Source organism: Sulfitobacter sp. F26204, from assembly GCF_026410305.1.
Classification (GTDB): Bacteria; Pseudomonadota; Alphaproteobacteria; order Rhodobacterales; family Rhodobacteraceae; genus Sulfitobacter.
The window spans coordinates 270,066-286,205 of sequence record NZ_JAPMLQ010000007.1; the positions used below are offsets into that span (position 1 = coordinate 270,066).

Annotated in this window: 15 protein-coding genes and 3 pseudogenes; 10 read left to right on the forward strand and 8 right to left on the reverse strand. The window is 54.7% G+C overall.

Annotation, left to right across the window (positions count from 1 at the left end; all coding sequences use genetic code 11):
* Window positions 1-231: 231 nt before the first annotated feature.
* The gene (locus tag OS190_RS16610; protein WP_267159841.1) at window positions 232-1,281 is read left to right on the forward strand and encodes a LacI family DNA-binding transcriptional regulator; all 1,050 of its coding nucleotides are present in this window, start codon (window positions 232-234) and stop codon (window positions 1,279-1,281) included.
* A 141-nt stretch (window positions 1,282-1,422) separates the two neighbouring features.
* On the opposite strand, the gene OS190_RS16615 is transcribed toward OS190_RS16610, so the two are convergent.
* From OS190_RS16615 to OS190_RS16625, 3 genes are all read right to left on the reverse strand, one after another.
* The gene (locus tag OS190_RS16615) at window positions 1,423-2,307 is read right to left on the reverse strand and encodes a universal stress protein (RefSeq protein WP_267159842.1); all 885 of its coding nucleotides are present in this window, start codon (window positions 2,305-2,307) and stop codon (window positions 1,423-1,425) included.
* Window positions 2,308-2,368: 61 nt separating this feature from the next.
* Window positions 2,369-3,298, reverse strand: a complete 930-nt coding sequence (locus OS190_RS16620; protein WP_267159843.1) for a mechanosensitive ion channel family protein — start codon at window positions 3,296-3,298, stop codon at window positions 2,369-2,371.
* 95 nt (window positions 3,299-3,393) lie between these two features.
* Window positions 3,394-3,681, reverse strand: a complete 288-nt coding sequence (locus tag OS190_RS16625) for a hypothetical protein (protein ID WP_267159844.1) — start codon at window positions 3,679-3,681, stop codon at window positions 3,394-3,396.
* Between the two features lie 564 nt (window positions 3,682-4,245).
* Between OS190_RS16625 and OS190_RS16630 the strand changes: the two genes are divergently transcribed.
* From OS190_RS16630 to OS190_RS16645, 4 genes are all read left to right on the forward strand, one after another.
* Window positions 4,246-4,698 carry a GreA/GreB family elongation factor gene (locus OS190_RS16630; RefSeq protein WP_267159845.1) on the forward strand — a complete coding sequence of 151 codons (453 nt, stop codon included), beginning with the start codon at window positions 4,246-4,248 and terminating at the stop codon, window positions 4,696-4,698.
* A gap of 48 nt (window positions 4,699-4,746) precedes the next feature.
* Complete coding sequence (gene rnk / locus OS190_RS16635) at window positions 4,747-5,178, forward strand: nucleoside diphosphate kinase regulator (protein ID WP_267159846.1); 432 nt, start codon at window positions 4,747-4,749, stop codon at window positions 5,176-5,178.
* Window positions 5,179-5,306: 128 nt separating this feature from the next.
* Complete coding sequence (locus OS190_RS16640; RefSeq protein ID WP_267159847.1) at window positions 5,307-6,566, forward strand: D-amino acid dehydrogenase; 1,260 nt, start codon at window positions 5,307-5,309, stop codon at window positions 6,564-6,566.
* A 44-nt stretch (window positions 6,567-6,610) separates the two neighbouring features.
* Window positions 6,611-7,654, forward strand: a complete 1,044-nt coding sequence (locus OS190_RS16645) for a PLP-dependent cysteine synthase family protein (RefSeq protein ID WP_267159848.1) — start codon at window positions 6,611-6,613, stop codon at window positions 7,652-7,654.
* A gap of 180 nt (window positions 7,655-7,834) precedes the next feature.
* Here OS190_RS16645 and OS190_RS16650 read toward each other — a convergent pair whose 3' ends face one another.
* Window positions 7,835-8,134 carry a DUF1127 domain-containing protein gene (locus tag OS190_RS16650; RefSeq protein ID WP_267159849.1) on the reverse strand — a complete coding sequence of 100 codons (300 nt, stop codon included), beginning with the start codon at window positions 8,132-8,134 and terminating at the stop codon, window positions 7,835-7,837.
* A 576-nt stretch (window positions 8,135-8,710) separates the two neighbouring features.
* On the opposite strand from OS190_RS16650, the gene OS190_RS16655 reads away from it, so the two are divergent.
* Window positions 8,711-9,835 (forward strand): alanine racemase, encoded by a 1,125-nt coding sequence (locus tag OS190_RS16655; protein WP_267159850.1) that lies wholly within the window; start codon window positions 8,711-8,713, stop codon window positions 9,833-9,835.
* A 121-nt stretch (window positions 9,836-9,956) separates the two neighbouring features.
* Here OS190_RS16655 and OS190_RS16660 read toward each other — a convergent pair whose 3' ends face one another.
* Window positions 9,957-10,712 (reverse strand): LysR substrate-binding domain-containing protein, encoded by a 756-nt coding sequence (locus tag OS190_RS16660; RefSeq protein ID WP_267159851.1) that lies wholly within the window; start codon window positions 10,710-10,712, stop codon window positions 9,957-9,959.
* A 15-nt stretch (window positions 10,713-10,727) separates the two neighbouring features.
* Window positions 10,728-10,916, reverse strand: a pseudogene (locus OS190_RS20580) (helix-turn-helix domain-containing protein); the annotation flags it as partial.
* 112 nt (window positions 10,917-11,028) lie between these two features.
* On the opposite strand from OS190_RS20580, the gene OS190_RS16665 reads away from it, so the two are divergent.
* The 3 genes from OS190_RS16665 to OS190_RS16675 all read left to right on the forward strand — a co-directional run bounded on the left by OS190_RS16665 (window position 11,029) and on the right by OS190_RS16675 (window position 13,737).
* Complete coding sequence (locus tag OS190_RS16665; RefSeq protein WP_267159852.1) at window positions 11,029-11,865, forward strand: transporter substrate-binding domain-containing protein; 837 nt, start codon at window positions 11,029-11,031, stop codon at window positions 11,863-11,865.
* 106 nt (window positions 11,866-11,971) lie between these two features.
* A complete protein-coding gene (locus OS190_RS16670) occupies window positions 11,972-12,946 on the forward strand; it encodes an amino acid ABC transporter permease (RefSeq protein ID WP_267159853.1) in 975 nt (324 codons plus the stop codon).
* Between the two features lie 2 nt (window positions 12,947-12,948).
* On the forward strand, window positions 12,949-13,737 hold the full coding sequence (locus OS190_RS16675) for a gamma-glutamyl-gamma-aminobutyrate hydrolase family protein (RefSeq protein ID WP_267159854.1): 789 nt from the start codon (window positions 12,949-12,951) through the stop codon (window positions 13,735-13,737).
* A 546-nt stretch (window positions 13,738-14,283) separates the two neighbouring features.
* Here the strand turns inward: OS190_RS16675 and OS190_RS16680 are convergent.
* Window positions 14,284-14,610 (reverse strand): hypothetical protein, encoded by a 327-nt coding sequence (locus OS190_RS16680; RefSeq protein WP_267159855.1) that lies wholly within the window; start codon window positions 14,608-14,610, stop codon window positions 14,284-14,286.
* A gap of 514 nt (window positions 14,611-15,124) precedes the next feature.
* Window positions 15,125-15,376 (reverse strand): annotated as a pseudogene (eno, locus tag OS190_RS16685) (phosphopyruvate hydratase); the annotation flags it as partial.
* A gap of 63 nt (window positions 15,377-15,439) precedes the next feature.
* Between eno and OS190_RS16690 the strand changes: the two are divergent.
* Window positions 15,440-16,140, forward strand: a pseudogene (locus OS190_RS16690) (transposase); the annotation flags it as partial.

A 16,140-nucleotide genomic window follows, 5' to 3' on the forward strand; every position in this document is an offset into this window, starting at 1 on the left:
AGTCCTATCGGTGATTTTCGCCCTTGAACGCGCCTGTTCGAGACAGGTTTGCCGCAGCTGGGCACATCGATCTTGATCATGTCCTAGATGTTAAAATGTCCCCATGCAAGCGCTTACAACTCAACAAAGCTGCCGCCAGCAGGTCATGTTTCACAGGCCCTTGGCTGATCTGTTTCAAAATCCGACAGGGTAGGGTAAGGATAGGCTAAGAACATTGTTCAAAGGTTGGACATGCCTGCAAAACGCACAATACCAACGCTTGACGATGTGGCACTGGCGGCGGGGGTTTCGACGGCGACTGTATCACGTTGTCTCAACGCGCCGGAACGTGTGGTCAAGGCGACTCGTGACCGCGTGCTCACTGTGGTGCAGACCCTTGGTTATACGCCGAATTTTGGCGCTCGTGCGATGGCGGCGCGGCGCACCTCTACCATTGGTGCAATTATCCCGACGATGAACAACGCGATCTTTGCCCGTGGTTTGCAGGCCTTTCAAGAACAATTGCACAAGCGGGGATACACCCTGTTGGTGTCCAGCACCTCCTACCGACCCGAACTTGAAGAAGAACAAATTCGCGCATTGATTGCGCGTGGAGCTGATGGTCTGCTTTTGATCGGTTACGAACGCGACCCAGCAATATATGACTACCTTGCGACCCGGGACGTACCTGCGTTGATTGCCTGGGCGAACGAGCGTGACCGTCCAGAACCGGCGATCGGTTTTGATAACCGCGCCTGCATGCGGGCGCTTGCCCAGACGGTGTGGGATTACGGTCATCGTCAGATCGGGGTGATCTCAGCAACCACCAAAGGAAATGATCGCGCCCTGCGCCGGGTCGAAGGCATCAGGGATACCTTTCTGGACAGAGGACTTCCGCCGCAGAACCTCAGCGTTGTGGAAACACCCTATAGCATCAAAAACGGCGGTGCGGCCTTTGCTTCACTGATGGCAACGGCAACACCGCCGACGGTGGTGATGTGTGGCAATGACGTTTTGGCCGTAGGGGCGATCGGGCGCGCCCAAGCAATGAACTTGAACATCCCAGAGGACGTGTCGATCACAGGTTTCGATGATATTGAACTGGCGCGGATCGTTATGCCTCCTTTGACAACGGTTCGTGTCCCGCATCAGAAAATGGGACGCAGATCAGCAGATGCCTTGATTGATATGGTTGAGACCCGCACCGCGACCCGTTTTGCCGCGCTGAAGGCCAAAGTGAAAATTCGGGCATCATTGGGCAAAATCGCCACTGTCGCAGACGGAAAAACCGCGCAAGACTGATCGCGTCTGGGTGCGATGTGAATGTTGAACGTCTTTGGCCGTCCCGCGACCTACTTTCTGCCATTGGGCCAACGTCACCAAGGCATTGCTTTTGCATATGTTGTACCGGCTTGACTGGTACCTTCGGCGCTTGGGTCTGGTTCAGGTATTTGTTGGCGTTTTCGGACACCAGATGAGCACATCACAGACCGCGTCGCGCAAGAGTCGCCTGGAGACACTTCCGATAAAGGCGCGTCGCACCAGGCTGGCATGCCCCTGTCCAAGAACGATCATATCTACGTTATTCACATGACATAGCCGCGTCAGAACTTTTGCTGGGTCACCTTTGTAAACCTTGGGTTTCAGTTGTGGTCCCACTTTGGCTGCAGTCGCCCGTAGACTGGTTTTTGCCTCGGCGACCAGCTTTTTACGGAGCGTTTTCAAATCGTCCTGACGTGATCCAACCCGCAACATTGCTTCCTTGAGTTGCGGGGGGATTTGCACCACCTGAACCAGTTTTGTTCTGGCCTTGGGAAAAAGCGCGAAAACGCATGCCGAGGCTTCCAAAGCCTGATCTGTGCCATTGGTTGCCACGATCACCTTCTCGCAGGGTTTCCTGAATCCCTGTTTCACCACCAGCACCGGCGTTCCGGCTGCTGCGATGACACGGTCTGTCGTCGAACCGAGGCGTGGTTCCTTGATCTTTCCCCGCTGATGGGCCCGCATGACGATCAGATCAGGCGAGATTTCGTGGCAAATGTCGATCAGCGCAATCGCATGTGATCCCAGACGAATGAGAATGTCATACGCGTTTGGTGCTGCCCCCAGATCGGCCAAGGACAGGGCGATCCTGTCGCGCGCGGCATAAGCGGCCTGGCCCAGCAGTGTCTGGATATTTTCCAATTCACCGAGTTCCCCGGGCAGGTCGAGAACATGAACGACCGTCAATCTTGCCTTCGATGTTGTTGCAAGGGCCAAGGCCCGCCCCAGAACGTCAATGTCCAGAGGGAGCTGTCCAACCGCGGCGAGAATTGTTTTCTGGGTCACGTCACTGGGTTCCCTGTTTGAAGGCAAGTTGGTCGAAGATGTAAGACCAACCTTTCACCTTTTATCCGGCTTCGGGTTGGGCAAGCTGTATCTTGGCACCGGCACTCCCATCATCAGTGGCGGCACTGACCAATTGTATCCGACGGTAGGGCGCAACGCTGCCGGCCTGTCGCAGCGCATCATCAATCAGACTGTACACTTCGTCACGGCAATCCACCATGCGTTCGAAACGTGGCACCCAATAGCGCACCGTATAGCTGATTCCGCCTTCTTCATAGGATCGCACACGAATATCCGGAGCCGGATCTTGTTGGATCAACTTGCCTTCTTTCAGCGCGGCGGACATGATTTCGCGTGCTTTCCCGATTGATAATACATGATCGAGTGTAATGTTGACCTGAGCGCGGAAATCTTTCTTGGGGGCGGAGAAATTTGTAATCCGCTGGCGTGAAATCTGGCTGTTTGGCAGGATCAGGTAGGTGCCATCGACAGTCAGAAGCCGTGTCGTGCGCCAGCCGATTTCAATCGCTTTGCCCTGTGCCAGCGTATCAATGTCGATCCAGTCACCGATGCGGAAAGGCGCTTCGACGGCGAGTGCGATGCCTGACAACGTATCTGCCACCACGTTACGAATAGCAAAGCCAATCAGTGCGAGAATGATGGTGGATCCCGCGAGCGCACCAAAAGCACCTTGGCCCATGTAAAGAGACCCGATCGCGACAAAGGCGGCCAGGAACAGAAACGCGGTAATGAGATCTTTTAATAATCGGGGATAAGGCCGGTTGCCAGCTATCTGGTCCAGGACCATTGCCACGAGGCGGCTCGCCACCCAGGCAGCAGCGAGATAGATGGACGCGGTCAGCAAGAGCGAGAAATCTTTACTGTTTGAGAAGAATTCAGGCAACTCGGCTTGATACAAGGCAAGGCCAATGCCGGAAGAGAGAGCGATTGCAGGCAGGAACAGGTGGCGCAGGTGGTGTTTGATGTTCATCAGAGTTTCCCAGGGGGCACGATACGATTGCGTCAGTGCACAATAACGCCTGCACCAATTATTACCAATGATGCAGGCAAAGGACATCGTGGCCGTTAGACCGCCGATTGCCAATAGCGTTCGTTATGACCATCCGGTCCTGATGCGGCGGGGATGGGAAGGTCTGTTTGCACAACTCCGTCAACCAGATCTTCTATGTTGTGCCGCTCGATCCCGACGCCCTTGAGCCAATGATCATTCACAGCCCGCAAGGCCGAGATCATGCGCCGGCGTTTCCAGCTTTCGCAAGCCAGCCCGATCCGGTGGCGCAGGCCCCTGTCTGGCCGGTTTTCAAGTGTTGCGCACTGGGCATTTGTGTTTCGTGGAGTGAAAATAGGATGCATGTCATCCTCCAACTATAAGGTTACTGGAGCCTGACGTCAGGTTTTTGCAGTGGAGGCCGTTGAAGAGGTGAGTTATTCCAGATCGCTTTCAGCGGCTGCAAAATCAGCGTCTATCAAAAGATCAGTTTGATCTGTGAAATCCCGAGGTCAAAGCGGCAAAACATGCTCGCCCGCCCGGGTTTACCGGCGGTTCAGTGTCTGTCCTGCAAAAAGCAGAACCCTCATATGATAGGGGACCATCATCATGTCTTAGATATGGTCTTTTTAACCTGCGCTTGCAACGCAATGGGGCGAAAAGGGCGCGATTGAAACCGCTCCTGCGTTGAATGGGCCATTTAAGTCACGAAAGCGCCGGTTCGCTGAAATTCACCTGTCAGGATTGACCTGTGGCACTGCAGTACCTAACTTGAGGGCATGATGGAACATGTAGATCATTTTCGATTTCTACTGCTGAACCGCCCGTTTCCCCGGGCGGTCTAGGCGCGTCTGCGCCTACCATACCTCCCGGGGTCTCCTCACATATCTGAAACGTGAAAGCGGCGTAATGCGCCCGAGGAGAAACGAATGTTCGATTTCAATCAATCCGATCAGCCATCCATCCCAACCCGGTCCCTGTCCAGAGTGTTGCGGAATACACCGCTAACTTTGCCCGCTGCGGACCATCAAAAATTGCAAGAGCACCTTGAAGACTGCGAATGCGCCATGCGTCCCAGTTCAAGACTGCTGGCCTATGTGCTTGCGAACAAACTGATGAATACCCGGCCGGTTGACGACGTACATCAAAGCGATCTGGTGGTAGGCGGATCCTGCGTCACATACAGGATTGATGCAGCGGAACCTCAGACGGGTCTGCTTGTCCATCGCGCCAGATCAGGTTTGACCAGTGGCGTTATCCCGGTTGCATCGCTGCTGGGTGCAACCTTGATCGGTATGCGGGCCGGACAACGCGCCCCGCTATTGTTTGAAGACGGCTCCATCGGCAGGCTTTGCGTCATCGATGTTGCAAGTTCGGTCTGAGACCGGGCAACACCTACAATCCACGACAAACCCAAAGGAGACTTCCAAATGACGACCTCCGTTCAAACCTTGAAAAAAACAACCAAACGGAATCCCAAGATCGTGATCAATGCGGACGACCTTGCCCATCTGGAAGGTCTGGCTGATGGTATGATGAAGCGTCAGCCGGCTCTTGCGGACCGTCTGTTTGATGAGATCGGACGGGCACGCATCGTTGCAGCCGCAAAGATGCCGAAAAATGTAGTAAGCATGGGCAGTACCGTGACCTATCGGGACGAAAGCACGGGGCAAGAAAAATCGGTTACACTGGTTTATCCTGAAGAGGCCGATATAGTCCAATTGCGCGTGTCGGTCATGACACCCATCGGTGTCGCGCTACTTGGACTGGCTGAAGGGGCCAGCTTTTATTGGGACACACGGGAAAACCAACGGCGCATGTTGACCATCATCAGTGTGGAGCAACCGGCTTTGGAGCATTGAGAGGGTGCGGTTGTCGCAAAACGGAACGATGGGCACTGGTCTGACAGCATTGTGCCCATTCGCGATCATCATAACAGCGGTCTGGGCATGAGCCACACCTGAGACTGCGGGCGAAAGGTTTTTTTTTAATGAAAGTTGTTGTCATGGGGGCGGGTGTCATCGGTGTCACCACCGCCTATTATCTGGCCAAGCAAGGCGCAGAAGTTGTGGTGATCGACCGCCAGTCCGGTCCGGGACTTGAGACGAGTTATGCCAATGCCGGTCAACTGAGTTACGGCATGACCTCGCCCTGGGCCGCGCCCGGGATCCCGATGAAAGCCGTCAAATGGATGTTCATGAAACGCCGCCCGCTGTTCATCTGGCCTTTGATCAGTCCGACCATGTGGAAATGGTGCCTGCAGATGGTGCGCAACTGTAACGAAGAAAGCTATCGCATCAATAAGGGCCGGATGGTCCGGGTATCCAGCTATTCGCGCGATGTCATGCCCGATCTGATTGCAGATACGGGCATAGAATATGACGGGCGACAGCAGGGCACATTGCAACTTTTCCGAACCAGGAAACAATTGAAGGCATCCAAGGCCGATCAGGATATTCTTGCTGAATATGGCAGCCCCTATGAGGTTCTGGACCCCGATGCCTGTATCGCGGTTGAGCCGGCGCTGGCAGAGGTGCGCGAAAAATTTGTTGGTGGTCTGCGCCTGACGGCGGACCGCACCGGGGATTGCCGGATGTTCACCATAGCACTGACCGAAAAGTGCATCGAATTGGGGGTGGAATTTCAATACGGCCAGTCGATCAAATCCATTGCCGTTGAAAAGGACAGGATCGCAGGCGTCAATACTGAAATCGCGGGCCGGATCACCGGTGACGCCTATGTCTGTGCCATGGGCAGCTATGCGACCAGCGCCCTGGGGCCTGTCGGGATCAAACTGCCGGTTTATCCGGTCAAGGGATATTCCGTCACACTGCCTGTGACTGAAGATGCCTTTGCCCCCCAATCCACGATCATGGATGAAACCCATAAGGTCGCGATCACTCGTTTGGGCGATCGCATCCGTGTCGCCGGTCAGGCCGAGATCGCCGGTTATTCCAACCGCCTTGGTCCGCATGCAACCGATACGGTGAAACACGTGATCGGTGATCTGTTTCCCAGGGGCGGTGATATTTCCAAGGCTGAGGGCTGGACCGGTCTGCGCCCTATGACACCCGACGGGACACCCGTTCTGGGGGGGACGCGTTATGACAATCTTTTCCTGAACACCGGACACGGAACCTTGGGTTGGACAATGGCTTGCGGTTCTGGCCGGGCGGTTGCCGATGTCGTGCTGGGCAAGACGCCCGAAATTTCGATGGAAGGGCTCACCGCGCAACGGTATGCAGGTTAGCAAGCGCCACTGGGGCTGGCTTTCATGCAGGACGGGGAAACAGAATGAACAACTGGGTTAGGAATGCTGTCGGGAAAATCAACGCTGATGCCCATCGATCTGCGGATACACATTTGTTCAAGCTTCCACTGCCGCGTCTTGAAGGGATCGATATTTACCTGAAAGACGAAAGCACCCATCCCACCGGGAGTCTTAAGCATCGTCTAGCCCGTTCATTATTTCTTTATGCGCTGTGTAATGGCAAGATTAAGGAAGACACGACAATCATCGAGGCGTCCTCGGGCAGTACAGCCGTGTCGGAGGCATATTTCGCCCGCATGATCGGTGTTCCCTTTATCGCTGTCGTTCCCAAAAGCACCGCGCGCAGCAAGATCAGACTGATTGAGTTTCACGGCGGTCAAATCCACTTTGTGGATGCAGCACCGCAAATGCATGACGCATCCGAAAAGCTGGCGCACAAGATCGGCGGCTATTTCATGGACCAGTTTACCTATGCTGAACGGGCCACAGATTGGCGGGGCAATAACAACATAGCTGAGAGTGTCTTTACCCAGATGGCACGCGAACCACATCCAATCCCGTCTCATCTGGTGATGAGCGCTGGAACAGGAGGCACCTCGGCAACTCTGGGTCGCTACATCCGCTACAAAGGCTATGACACCGAACTCACCGTCGTTGATCCGGAAAATTCAGTCTTTTATGACAGCTTCATCTCCGGAGACCGCAGCCTTGTTTCCAAGAAATCCAGCCGCGTGGAAGGTATCGGTCGGCCCAAGGTCGAACATTCGTTTCAACCCGGTGTCATCGATCACATGCTTCAGGTGCCGGACGCGGCCAGCGTTGCCACCATGCTCTGGCTGGAGGGGGTGATTGGCCGAAAGGCAGGGCCGTCCACCGGAACAAACCTTTGGGGCGCATTGAGCGTTGCCCAAGCCATGCTGCGCGAGAACCGCCAGGGTTCAATTGTCACCCTCCTCTGCGACAGCGGGGACCGGTATCTCGACACCTATTACAACCCCGAATGGGTCGCCGATTGTATCGGGGATTGCACAACATATACCAACAGTCTGCATGCTACCTATGGGTAGTAGCCATGCGCACCCTAGACAGCAGTGCAGGTTGAAAAAGCCCCGGTAGAACCGGAGCTTTCAAATAGCTTGTTGTCAACGCGTCCGGGTACTTGGGGATCGCCGCAGCTGAAAGATATATCGACCACGGTTCCTTTCTTTCTTTTACGATTGCGGCTTGCGGCATCTGCGATAAGCGGTTCAAGCGACTCGCAAAAGGGGCTGATCCTCTGGATCTGCGGCAGGTTGAGCGCGCGCGACAGGTCTCATTTGCAGTTCCTTCGGTGACAACCCCGCGACAATGCGTGGAATATCATAGCGATGGATGCCAATATCGGCGAGCAATCTGTCATCCAGCTCATGCAATGCGATGGTCATTTGACGTTGCAGCCAACGATGCCTCATCCTTGTAAACATGCGACCGATCGCCCTGATCGATTTGAGCGCTGGACTGGGCTTTGAGTTGGGGGTGACCATATTCTTGGTGATGTAAACGGACATGATGTTCTCCGGTTTCAAATGGGGGGATGCCATATAGATCGTTGAGGTAAGTGCAGGGACTAACGGTTTTTCCCGATGGTCACGGCGCAAACCGATACAATGACAAATGGCTGTTTTGATACGAAAAACCCCAGAGCGTGGACTGCATGCCTGCCGCCGCCGCCCGGGGTTACCGGCGGTTCAGTAGTTGTCCCGCGTAAATCGGGAACCTCTTATATGTGCTGAACATCATCATGATCCAGATATGGGGCTTGTTGGCCAGGCTTTCAACGGCTGGCGCGGGCTTTCTCACGGATCGGCGCAATTGCGCTCAATTCTGAACTATACCGCCATTTTTGGCCTCTTGCTCTGGCAATAGCGGGGGAGGTATTTACGGATCTCCCTTTGAGCGGGGCCTTTTGCGCTGCGCGTCCAGGTCAGGGAAGCACCGGTACCTCTTTGCCGTCTGAGGTGCGTGCCAGAAGCCCGGCAAGCCTGCGTTTTTCGGGACAAGCCTGCAATGACTTGAGACCGCAACGCGCTGACCATAGAAATAGATATGATCCGAACCATCGCCCCAAACAGAAAGAGTGCCCAATGAACGCCGACCAAACCGGGCTCGACAAGCTGACGACACCCGCCCTGCTGCTTGATCAACAAAAAATGATGCGCAACATCACCAGACTGGATGCTCGCGCCCAAGCGCTGGGCGTCACGCTGCGGCCACATCTCAAAACGGCGAAGTCCACCGAAATCTCGAAGCGTGTCGGGGGCGGCACGCGGGGGCCGATCACCGTTTCCACATTGGCCGAAGCAGAAGAATTTCACGCGGCGGGTCACAAGGATATTCTTTATGCAGTCGGGATTGCGCCGCGAAAACTGCCCCGGGTGCAGGCGCTGCGTACGCAAGGCTGCGATTTGACCGTCATACTTGATAATGTTCCGCAGGCCCAAGCCGTTGTTGAGGCAGGCGTGCCAGCCCTGATAGAGATCAACAGCGATGGACACCGTGGTGGCCTGCAGCCCGACGATCCGGAATTGATAGAAATTGGTCAGCTTCTGGCAGGGGGCGGCATGCTGCGCGGTGTCATGACCCATGCCGGGGCAAGCTATTCCCAGCGCGGTGACGAGAAACACGCAACATATGCCGAAGTAGAACGCCGCGCCGCAATCGATGCCGCGCAGGCCCTGCGTGCTGCCGGGCTGACCTGTCCGATTGTCAGTGTTGGCTCGACCCCAACAGCCCACGGCGCTCGCGATTTGAGTGGGGTTACGGAATTGCGTGCCGGGGTCTATGTATTTTTCGACCTCGTGATGGCCGGGATCGACGTATGCACGCTTGACGACCTGGCGCTGAGCGTTCTGACCACAGTGATCGGGCATCAAACCGCCAAAGGATGGATCATGATCGATGCAGGGTGGATGGCCATGTCACGGGATCGCGGCACCGCGGTTCAGGATGTTGATCAAGGGTACGGGGTTGTTTGTGATGAACAAGGGCGCGTCATTTCCGATCTGATTGTCGGCAGCGCCAATCAGGAACACGGGGTTATCACCCTGCGCCCCGGCGCAGCGGGGCCGCTACCCGTGTTTCCCGTTGGTACATTGCTGCGGATCCTGCCTAACCATGCCTGCGCAACGGCAGCGCAGTTCGACCACTACAACGTTGTCGAAGGAGAAAGCGGTGTGATCGATGTCTGGCCTCGTTTTCGCGGCTGGTAGAGGAATTTGCCCCGAAGCTGCATGGCCCAAAGTCATGCATGCCTTTGAGATCATTATCGTCACTTACCTGTCCACCAGGTGCGCAAACACTAGCATATCGGGGGCGTCATAAGAGATCAGACTACTCAGCACGCTGGGTGGTCGGTTCATGCATCATGTTCCTGAGCTCGTCACCGAACCAGATTACGAAGGCACGGGCGGAAGGCACAAGACCGACGGCTTCAGGGGCAACAAAATGGAAAACCCGTTCGCAATCCAAACGATGCGGGAAAGGTTCAACCAACAAATTCTCACGCAATGCATCCATCACATAGACTTCCCGTACCAGGGCAAATCCGCGACCTGCGATCGCAGTCTGGAGTATCAAATCTGCGTTGTTGAGCGTCAGCACTGAACGTTCCTCCAGGACCTGATCACGCCAGAAGGTCGATAGATACCTTGCAAAATGCTGGGTTTCATCTTCGTGAATCAACTGGGCACGCGACAGAAGTTCGCGATGTTCTTGTATACTGCCGTTCTCCGATATCGACGCCAGATAGTCTGGGGCACAAACCAGACGCATTCGTTCATTCGCGACAGGTGTGAAAAAGTCGGTTTCAACCTGTGCACGCGCATCGGCAGGACGAGGGAGCAACCGCATCGTGACGTCGATCCGCTCTTGTTCAAGGTTTTGAAACTGGTTTGCGGCCCGGATTCGGATGTTCAGTTGGGGAAAGCTTGCTTGAAAATCACCCAACCGTCGCAGCAGGACGATGGATGCCAAAGCCGGGGGCATGCCGATGCAAAGCTCTTTCTTGCGTCCCTGGCTGCCAACCAAATACCCGATATGCTCAAGCTGATGCGCGACCGATCTGATTTCGGGAATAATCGATCTCAAAAACTCGGTTGATTCAATGCGTCCGCTTTTGTTGCGAAATAAGCTGACACCCCACTTATCCTCTAATTTACTGATATGATATGAAATTGTTGGCTGTGAGAGATTCAGCTCTCGGGCCGCGGACGAGATGGAATTGAGGCGAAATACCGCCTCCAAAGACCGAGTTTCCTGGGGGGTGGGGACGAATCGTCGTTCTAGTTTCATGATCAAACCATAGAGTTTACTGATAGTTTGCTCAAGTAAATCTACTTGTCCTGTAACATGGTTTGCTGGACGGTGCGTGGCATCAAAATCAAAAACTCAGGGAGAAAAGACAATGCTAACAACAAGACGATCGGCGATTGCCGGCCTCGCAGCCGTGATTTCGGTAACTTGCTCTGTTGTCACCGCCAACGCCGGAGAGGCTCTGGACCGTGTTACAAATTCGGGCGTTCTGAAGGTGGCGACAAATTCTGATTATCCGCCAAATTCCTTCATGAACGATAATAACGAACTGGACGGTTTCGATATATTGGTCGCCAAGGAAATTGGTAAACGTATGGGTGTTGACGTTGAATTCGTGACCCCGGGTTGGGAGGTCATGACCGCAGGGCGTTGGTCGGGACGATGGGATATGGTTATTGGGTCGATGACCCCGACAACCGCACGCGCCGAGGTTCTCGACTTTCCGGCGTTGTATTATTTTAGCCCCGCAGTTTTTGCCGTGCACAAGGATTCAGCGGCCACCAAGGTCAGCGACCTGGATGGGAAAGTTGTTGGTGTGGTTTCCGCGTCGACCTATCAGCGTTATCTGGAGCATGATCTTAACCTCGACGTCGTCGGTATGCCGGAGTTTACCTATGACGTTACGCCCGGAGAGATCCGTACCTATACCGAAGTCAACGAATTTGATGACCTGTCTCTTGGCGACGGAAGACGCATTCATGCCGTTCTGCAATCGCTGCCTGTGGTCACAGAGGCCGTCAACAAGGGATTGCCCGTCAAGCAGCTTGGAGACCCCGTATTTTACGAACCGCTGGCTGTCGTAACGGACAAGGGTGATGCAGATATGAATGCCAGATTGGCCGAAGTCGTAACAGCGATGACGGAAGATGGCACTTTGGCGGCATTGTCCGTCAAATGGCATGGTGTTGATCTGGTCACAACGAAGTAACACCTCTATTGCCCTGACACAGGCCGGGCATCGGAGCGATAGCTGATAAAAGCCCGTCACCTCCGATGCCCGCCTCCCACATCATTCAAAAAGAATGGATTTTTCGATGGTTACCTTGTTCAAGGGCCGGTTTCCGCACGGAAGTGAGCGATTGAAGGTTGCGGCGTTTCTGGCGGTTCCCGTGCTTGTCATACTCTTTTTCATCGCCGCCAATACGCTGACTTTGGGATCATTGTTACGCCCGGCCATGAGCGCAGAGGCTTTGGCCGGATGGTGGGGCAGGGTTTCGACCGCTGTTATGGGGTTTATGATTGCCTTTGGACTGTTTTACGTACTGCTTGGTCTGTCCCGTCGCGCCCAATCCTACATCATCTGGGCGGGCTTGGCGCTGCTCGCTTTTTCGATGTTCTATTCCTTTGATCTCAGCTTTGCCTTTATTGAAAAGAAACTGCCGTTTCTGGTGTCCCGTGGTGTTGTCACGACACTTTATGTTTCAGCTATTTCCATCACCCTGGCCTTCATTTTCGCCTTGATCGGTGCCACGGCAAAATTGTCGGGTATCGGTGTTCTGGAGGGTATCGGCGCATTCTATACCTCTTATTTCCGGGGCACGCCCCTATTGGTGCAGTTGTTCTTGATTTACCTTGGATTGCCCCAGATCGGTGTTGTCGTAGATCCGATCCCCGCAGCCATCACGGCATTGTCGCTGGTCTATGGGGCATATATGACCGAGATATTTCGCTCGGGCATTCAATCTATCGGGATCGGACAATGGGAGGCAGCAGATGCCTTGGGTCTGTCACGGTTACGCACCTTCCAGCTGGTGATCCTGCCGCAATCCATGCGTGTCATCGTGCCCCCGACAGGCAATCAGTTCATTGCGATGTTGAAAGACAGCTCGCTGGTCAGCGTCGTCGGGGTCTGGGATTTGATGTTCGTCGCACGCACGGCTGGTCGCTCGGAGTTCAGAATATTGGAAATGCTGATCACCGCCTCGGTCCTCTATTGGATCATGTCAATTGTTCTGGAACTTGTTCAGAAAAAGATCGAAGCCCATTATGCCAAGTCACTGGTCCGCTAAAAATGACGGTCCAAACAGACAAAATCACCGCCAAGGGTACCATGTACAAAGTCGCGATCATGGCCAATTCCGGTCGGGATGGCGCGACTGGATTAGGAGTGCAAACGCTTGATGACAAGTATCTGACCGCAACAATGGAAATTTGCGACGCGCTTCCCATCATTGTGCCTACCCTGCTTTCATTTGCGGAAATTGACGAAATTCTCGCGGTCGTAGACGGTGTGATCCTGACCGGGGATCAATCCAATGTCGCGCCGGATCGCTATGGCGTCAATGATCGTTCGGATCGGCTGGGCCCATTTGACAGACAACGCGATGAAACGGCGCTTTACCTGGCTGGTGAGGCGATAAAGCTTGGGAGGCCGCTGTTTGGTATTTGTCGCGGAATGCAAGAAATCAATGTTGCGCTGGGTGGCACATTGCGTGCGGGCTTTGTCGGGAAAACCGATTTTCACGACCATCCCCCGATCAAAAAATCCAATGACCCAAAGCAGATATACGCCGATGCGCACCGGATTTCAGTAGATGCCTCTACGTCATTGGGGCGCGCCATCGGCACGACACAAGCCACAGTGAGTTCGGTCCACGTTCAGGCTGTTGATCGGATGGGCGCAGGTTTGCGGCCTGTTGCCATGTCGAACGATGGCATCATCGAAGCCTTCGAAAGCGAAATCGACGGCATGGTCATCGGTGTTCAATGGCATCCAGAGTATCTTGCCACTGCTTCGACCTTATCGCGGGCGATTTTTGGACGATTTGCAGAGCTTTTGAAGATCTCGCGCAGCGGCTAGAGTCGCTTTTGCTACCTTATATATGCCTGCGTTTCAGCAGTTTGTAAGAGCGAAGCCTCACCGCGGCAGGGAACAACCTGGAAAGAACCGCAGCGCGGCATCTGTTTTCGCACAGGTGTGACTGGACCTGTCGCGGTTTTGGGCCGCGCCTTTGAGGGCATTTACTGCACAAAGGGAAATTGACTATCGGACTGAAAAGGACGGACGCATTCCGGCCAGATGCGGTGGACATTGTGACGCGGGTGTTGTGCTCTGCGGCTTCCTTGAGCGTTTTCATCTCCGCCATGGCGATGGGCGGTGCTTTCAAAGGCTGTGAGGATTTCGGGGCGGGGAACTGCGCGGGTTGGTGCAGGAAGGCGAGCTTCAGGCTCAGGCCCTGCGAAAACGATCAGCTCAGGTGGATTTGCGCCAATCCCGTCGACATAACTTTGTGCGAAGCCTGTTTGGGGCGCTTTGGTCTCCGGTCGGCCATCGGCTTGCGTGGAAAGAACGAAGCCATCAGAATAGGCGGGGGCAGCAAGGAATGCTGCGAGGACGGCAAGTCGTTTAGCCTTCGTCGTAAAGGTGATGTGAGGCGATCTTTCCTTCGAGCATCGGGATCGAGACGATCGAGACACCAAGCCCGGCAAGGAAGCTGGATAGGCCGTTGATTGTCTTGAACTCTCGCGCAGCCATGTTGTTGCGTACCGTGACGAGCAGGCGACGCGTCTCGCCATCTGGCGAGACGCAATGCACGGTCCAAACTCCGGACCACTGGGCACCTGTACGTTTGGGCGTAACCCGGCACACGGCATCCGCCGAATGACCCTGGGCAAGCAGCGTGCGCAGCCCGTCTTCACTGACAACATTAGGGGCTTCTTGCATCAAATTCATAGGATCGAGCCTTGCAGAATTGTGCATTGGCCCGGCAGTCCCTCATGGATTACCAACCGATACAAAGTAATAATCAAGTAATCACTAGATAAAATTTGTGTTGTTGCGCCGTTCATGCGTTGAAACAAACATGGGGGGCTATGGTCGTTCTGAGCTGGGGTTCTGCCGCTATTGCGGGCAGTCGCCTGCCGCCTGCGCCGCCCTGGATGCCCACCGATTCCGATGATGTCAGGGCATATGATGACCTGTTAAGGGGTGACGCAGAGGCATACTTTGACGATGCCAAACAGTACTTCCGGTGCCAAGACCAAGCGCGACGTGAGGTAATTGAGCAATTGCCGTCAGTTAGCGAAGACGACGCGCGCCTTTTGGAACTTCCGGACAACGTGAGGAATTGAAACCCGTCCTCACCCATAGAATGCTACCGTTCAACAAAGCGGCGGCGAAGGTATGAAGCGCGAAGAAACTGCTTTCTCGCGGCGGCCAAACGAAAGTCTGTTTTGAAAAAAAGTCACTAGATCTTCAACTTGGACCCGTCGTACCGGGCAGTATTGCCGAGAGTTTCCTCGATGCGGATCAACCGGTTGTATTTGGCTAAGCGATCTGACCGTGAGAGTGATCCTGTCTTGATCTGACCACAATTTGTTGCAACGGCAAGGTCAGCGATTGTTGTGTCTTCCGTATCACCGGAGCGATGCGACATGACGTTGGTGAACCCTGCTCGGTGGGCCATGTCCACAGCCTGTAGGGTCTCCGTCAATGTTCTGACCCAGCCCCCTGAAATCAGGCCACCCAGGTGTTAGAAATCCGTCCAAGAAAAGGATGGACCATGAAACGCAGATTTTCAGACGAACAGATCATTGGAATGATCAAGGAATACGAAGCAGGCGTGAAAGCGCAGGAGCTTTGTCGCCGCTACGGCATCAGTGATGCAACCTTCTACAAATACAAAGCAAAGTTTGGCGGCATGAACGTGTCGGATGCCAAGAAGCTGAGGGCGCTGGAAGTCGAGAACAACAGGCTGAAGCGTATGTTGGCGGATGCGATGCTGGATAATGCTGCCCTGAAGGATCTCGCGACAAAAAACTACTGACGCCTGATGTGAAGCGACGAGCCGTGCGCGATGTGATGGATCGGCACGGCTTGTCCGAGCGTCGGGCGTGCGAATTGGCTGATCTGCATAGGTCGGTCTTTCAGTATCAAAAGCAAGATCAGGGTGACGACGCCCTGCGCAAGCGGCTGTGCGAACTGGCGAATGAACGTCGTCGGTTCGGCTATCGTCGTTTGGGCATCTTGCTGGCCAGGGAAGGGTTTAAGGTGAACGACAAGAAGCTGTTCAGGCTCTATCGCGAGGAAGGGCTGGCGGTGCGCCGTAGGCGGTCACGCAAGCGGGCTTTGGGCACACGTCGCCCCATTCTGGTGCCGGATCGCGCCAACCAGCGTTGGTCGTTGGATTTTGTCTCCGACGCCTTCGAAGATGGGCAGCGGTTCCGTGTGTTATGCATTGTAGATGACTGCACCCGTGAGGCG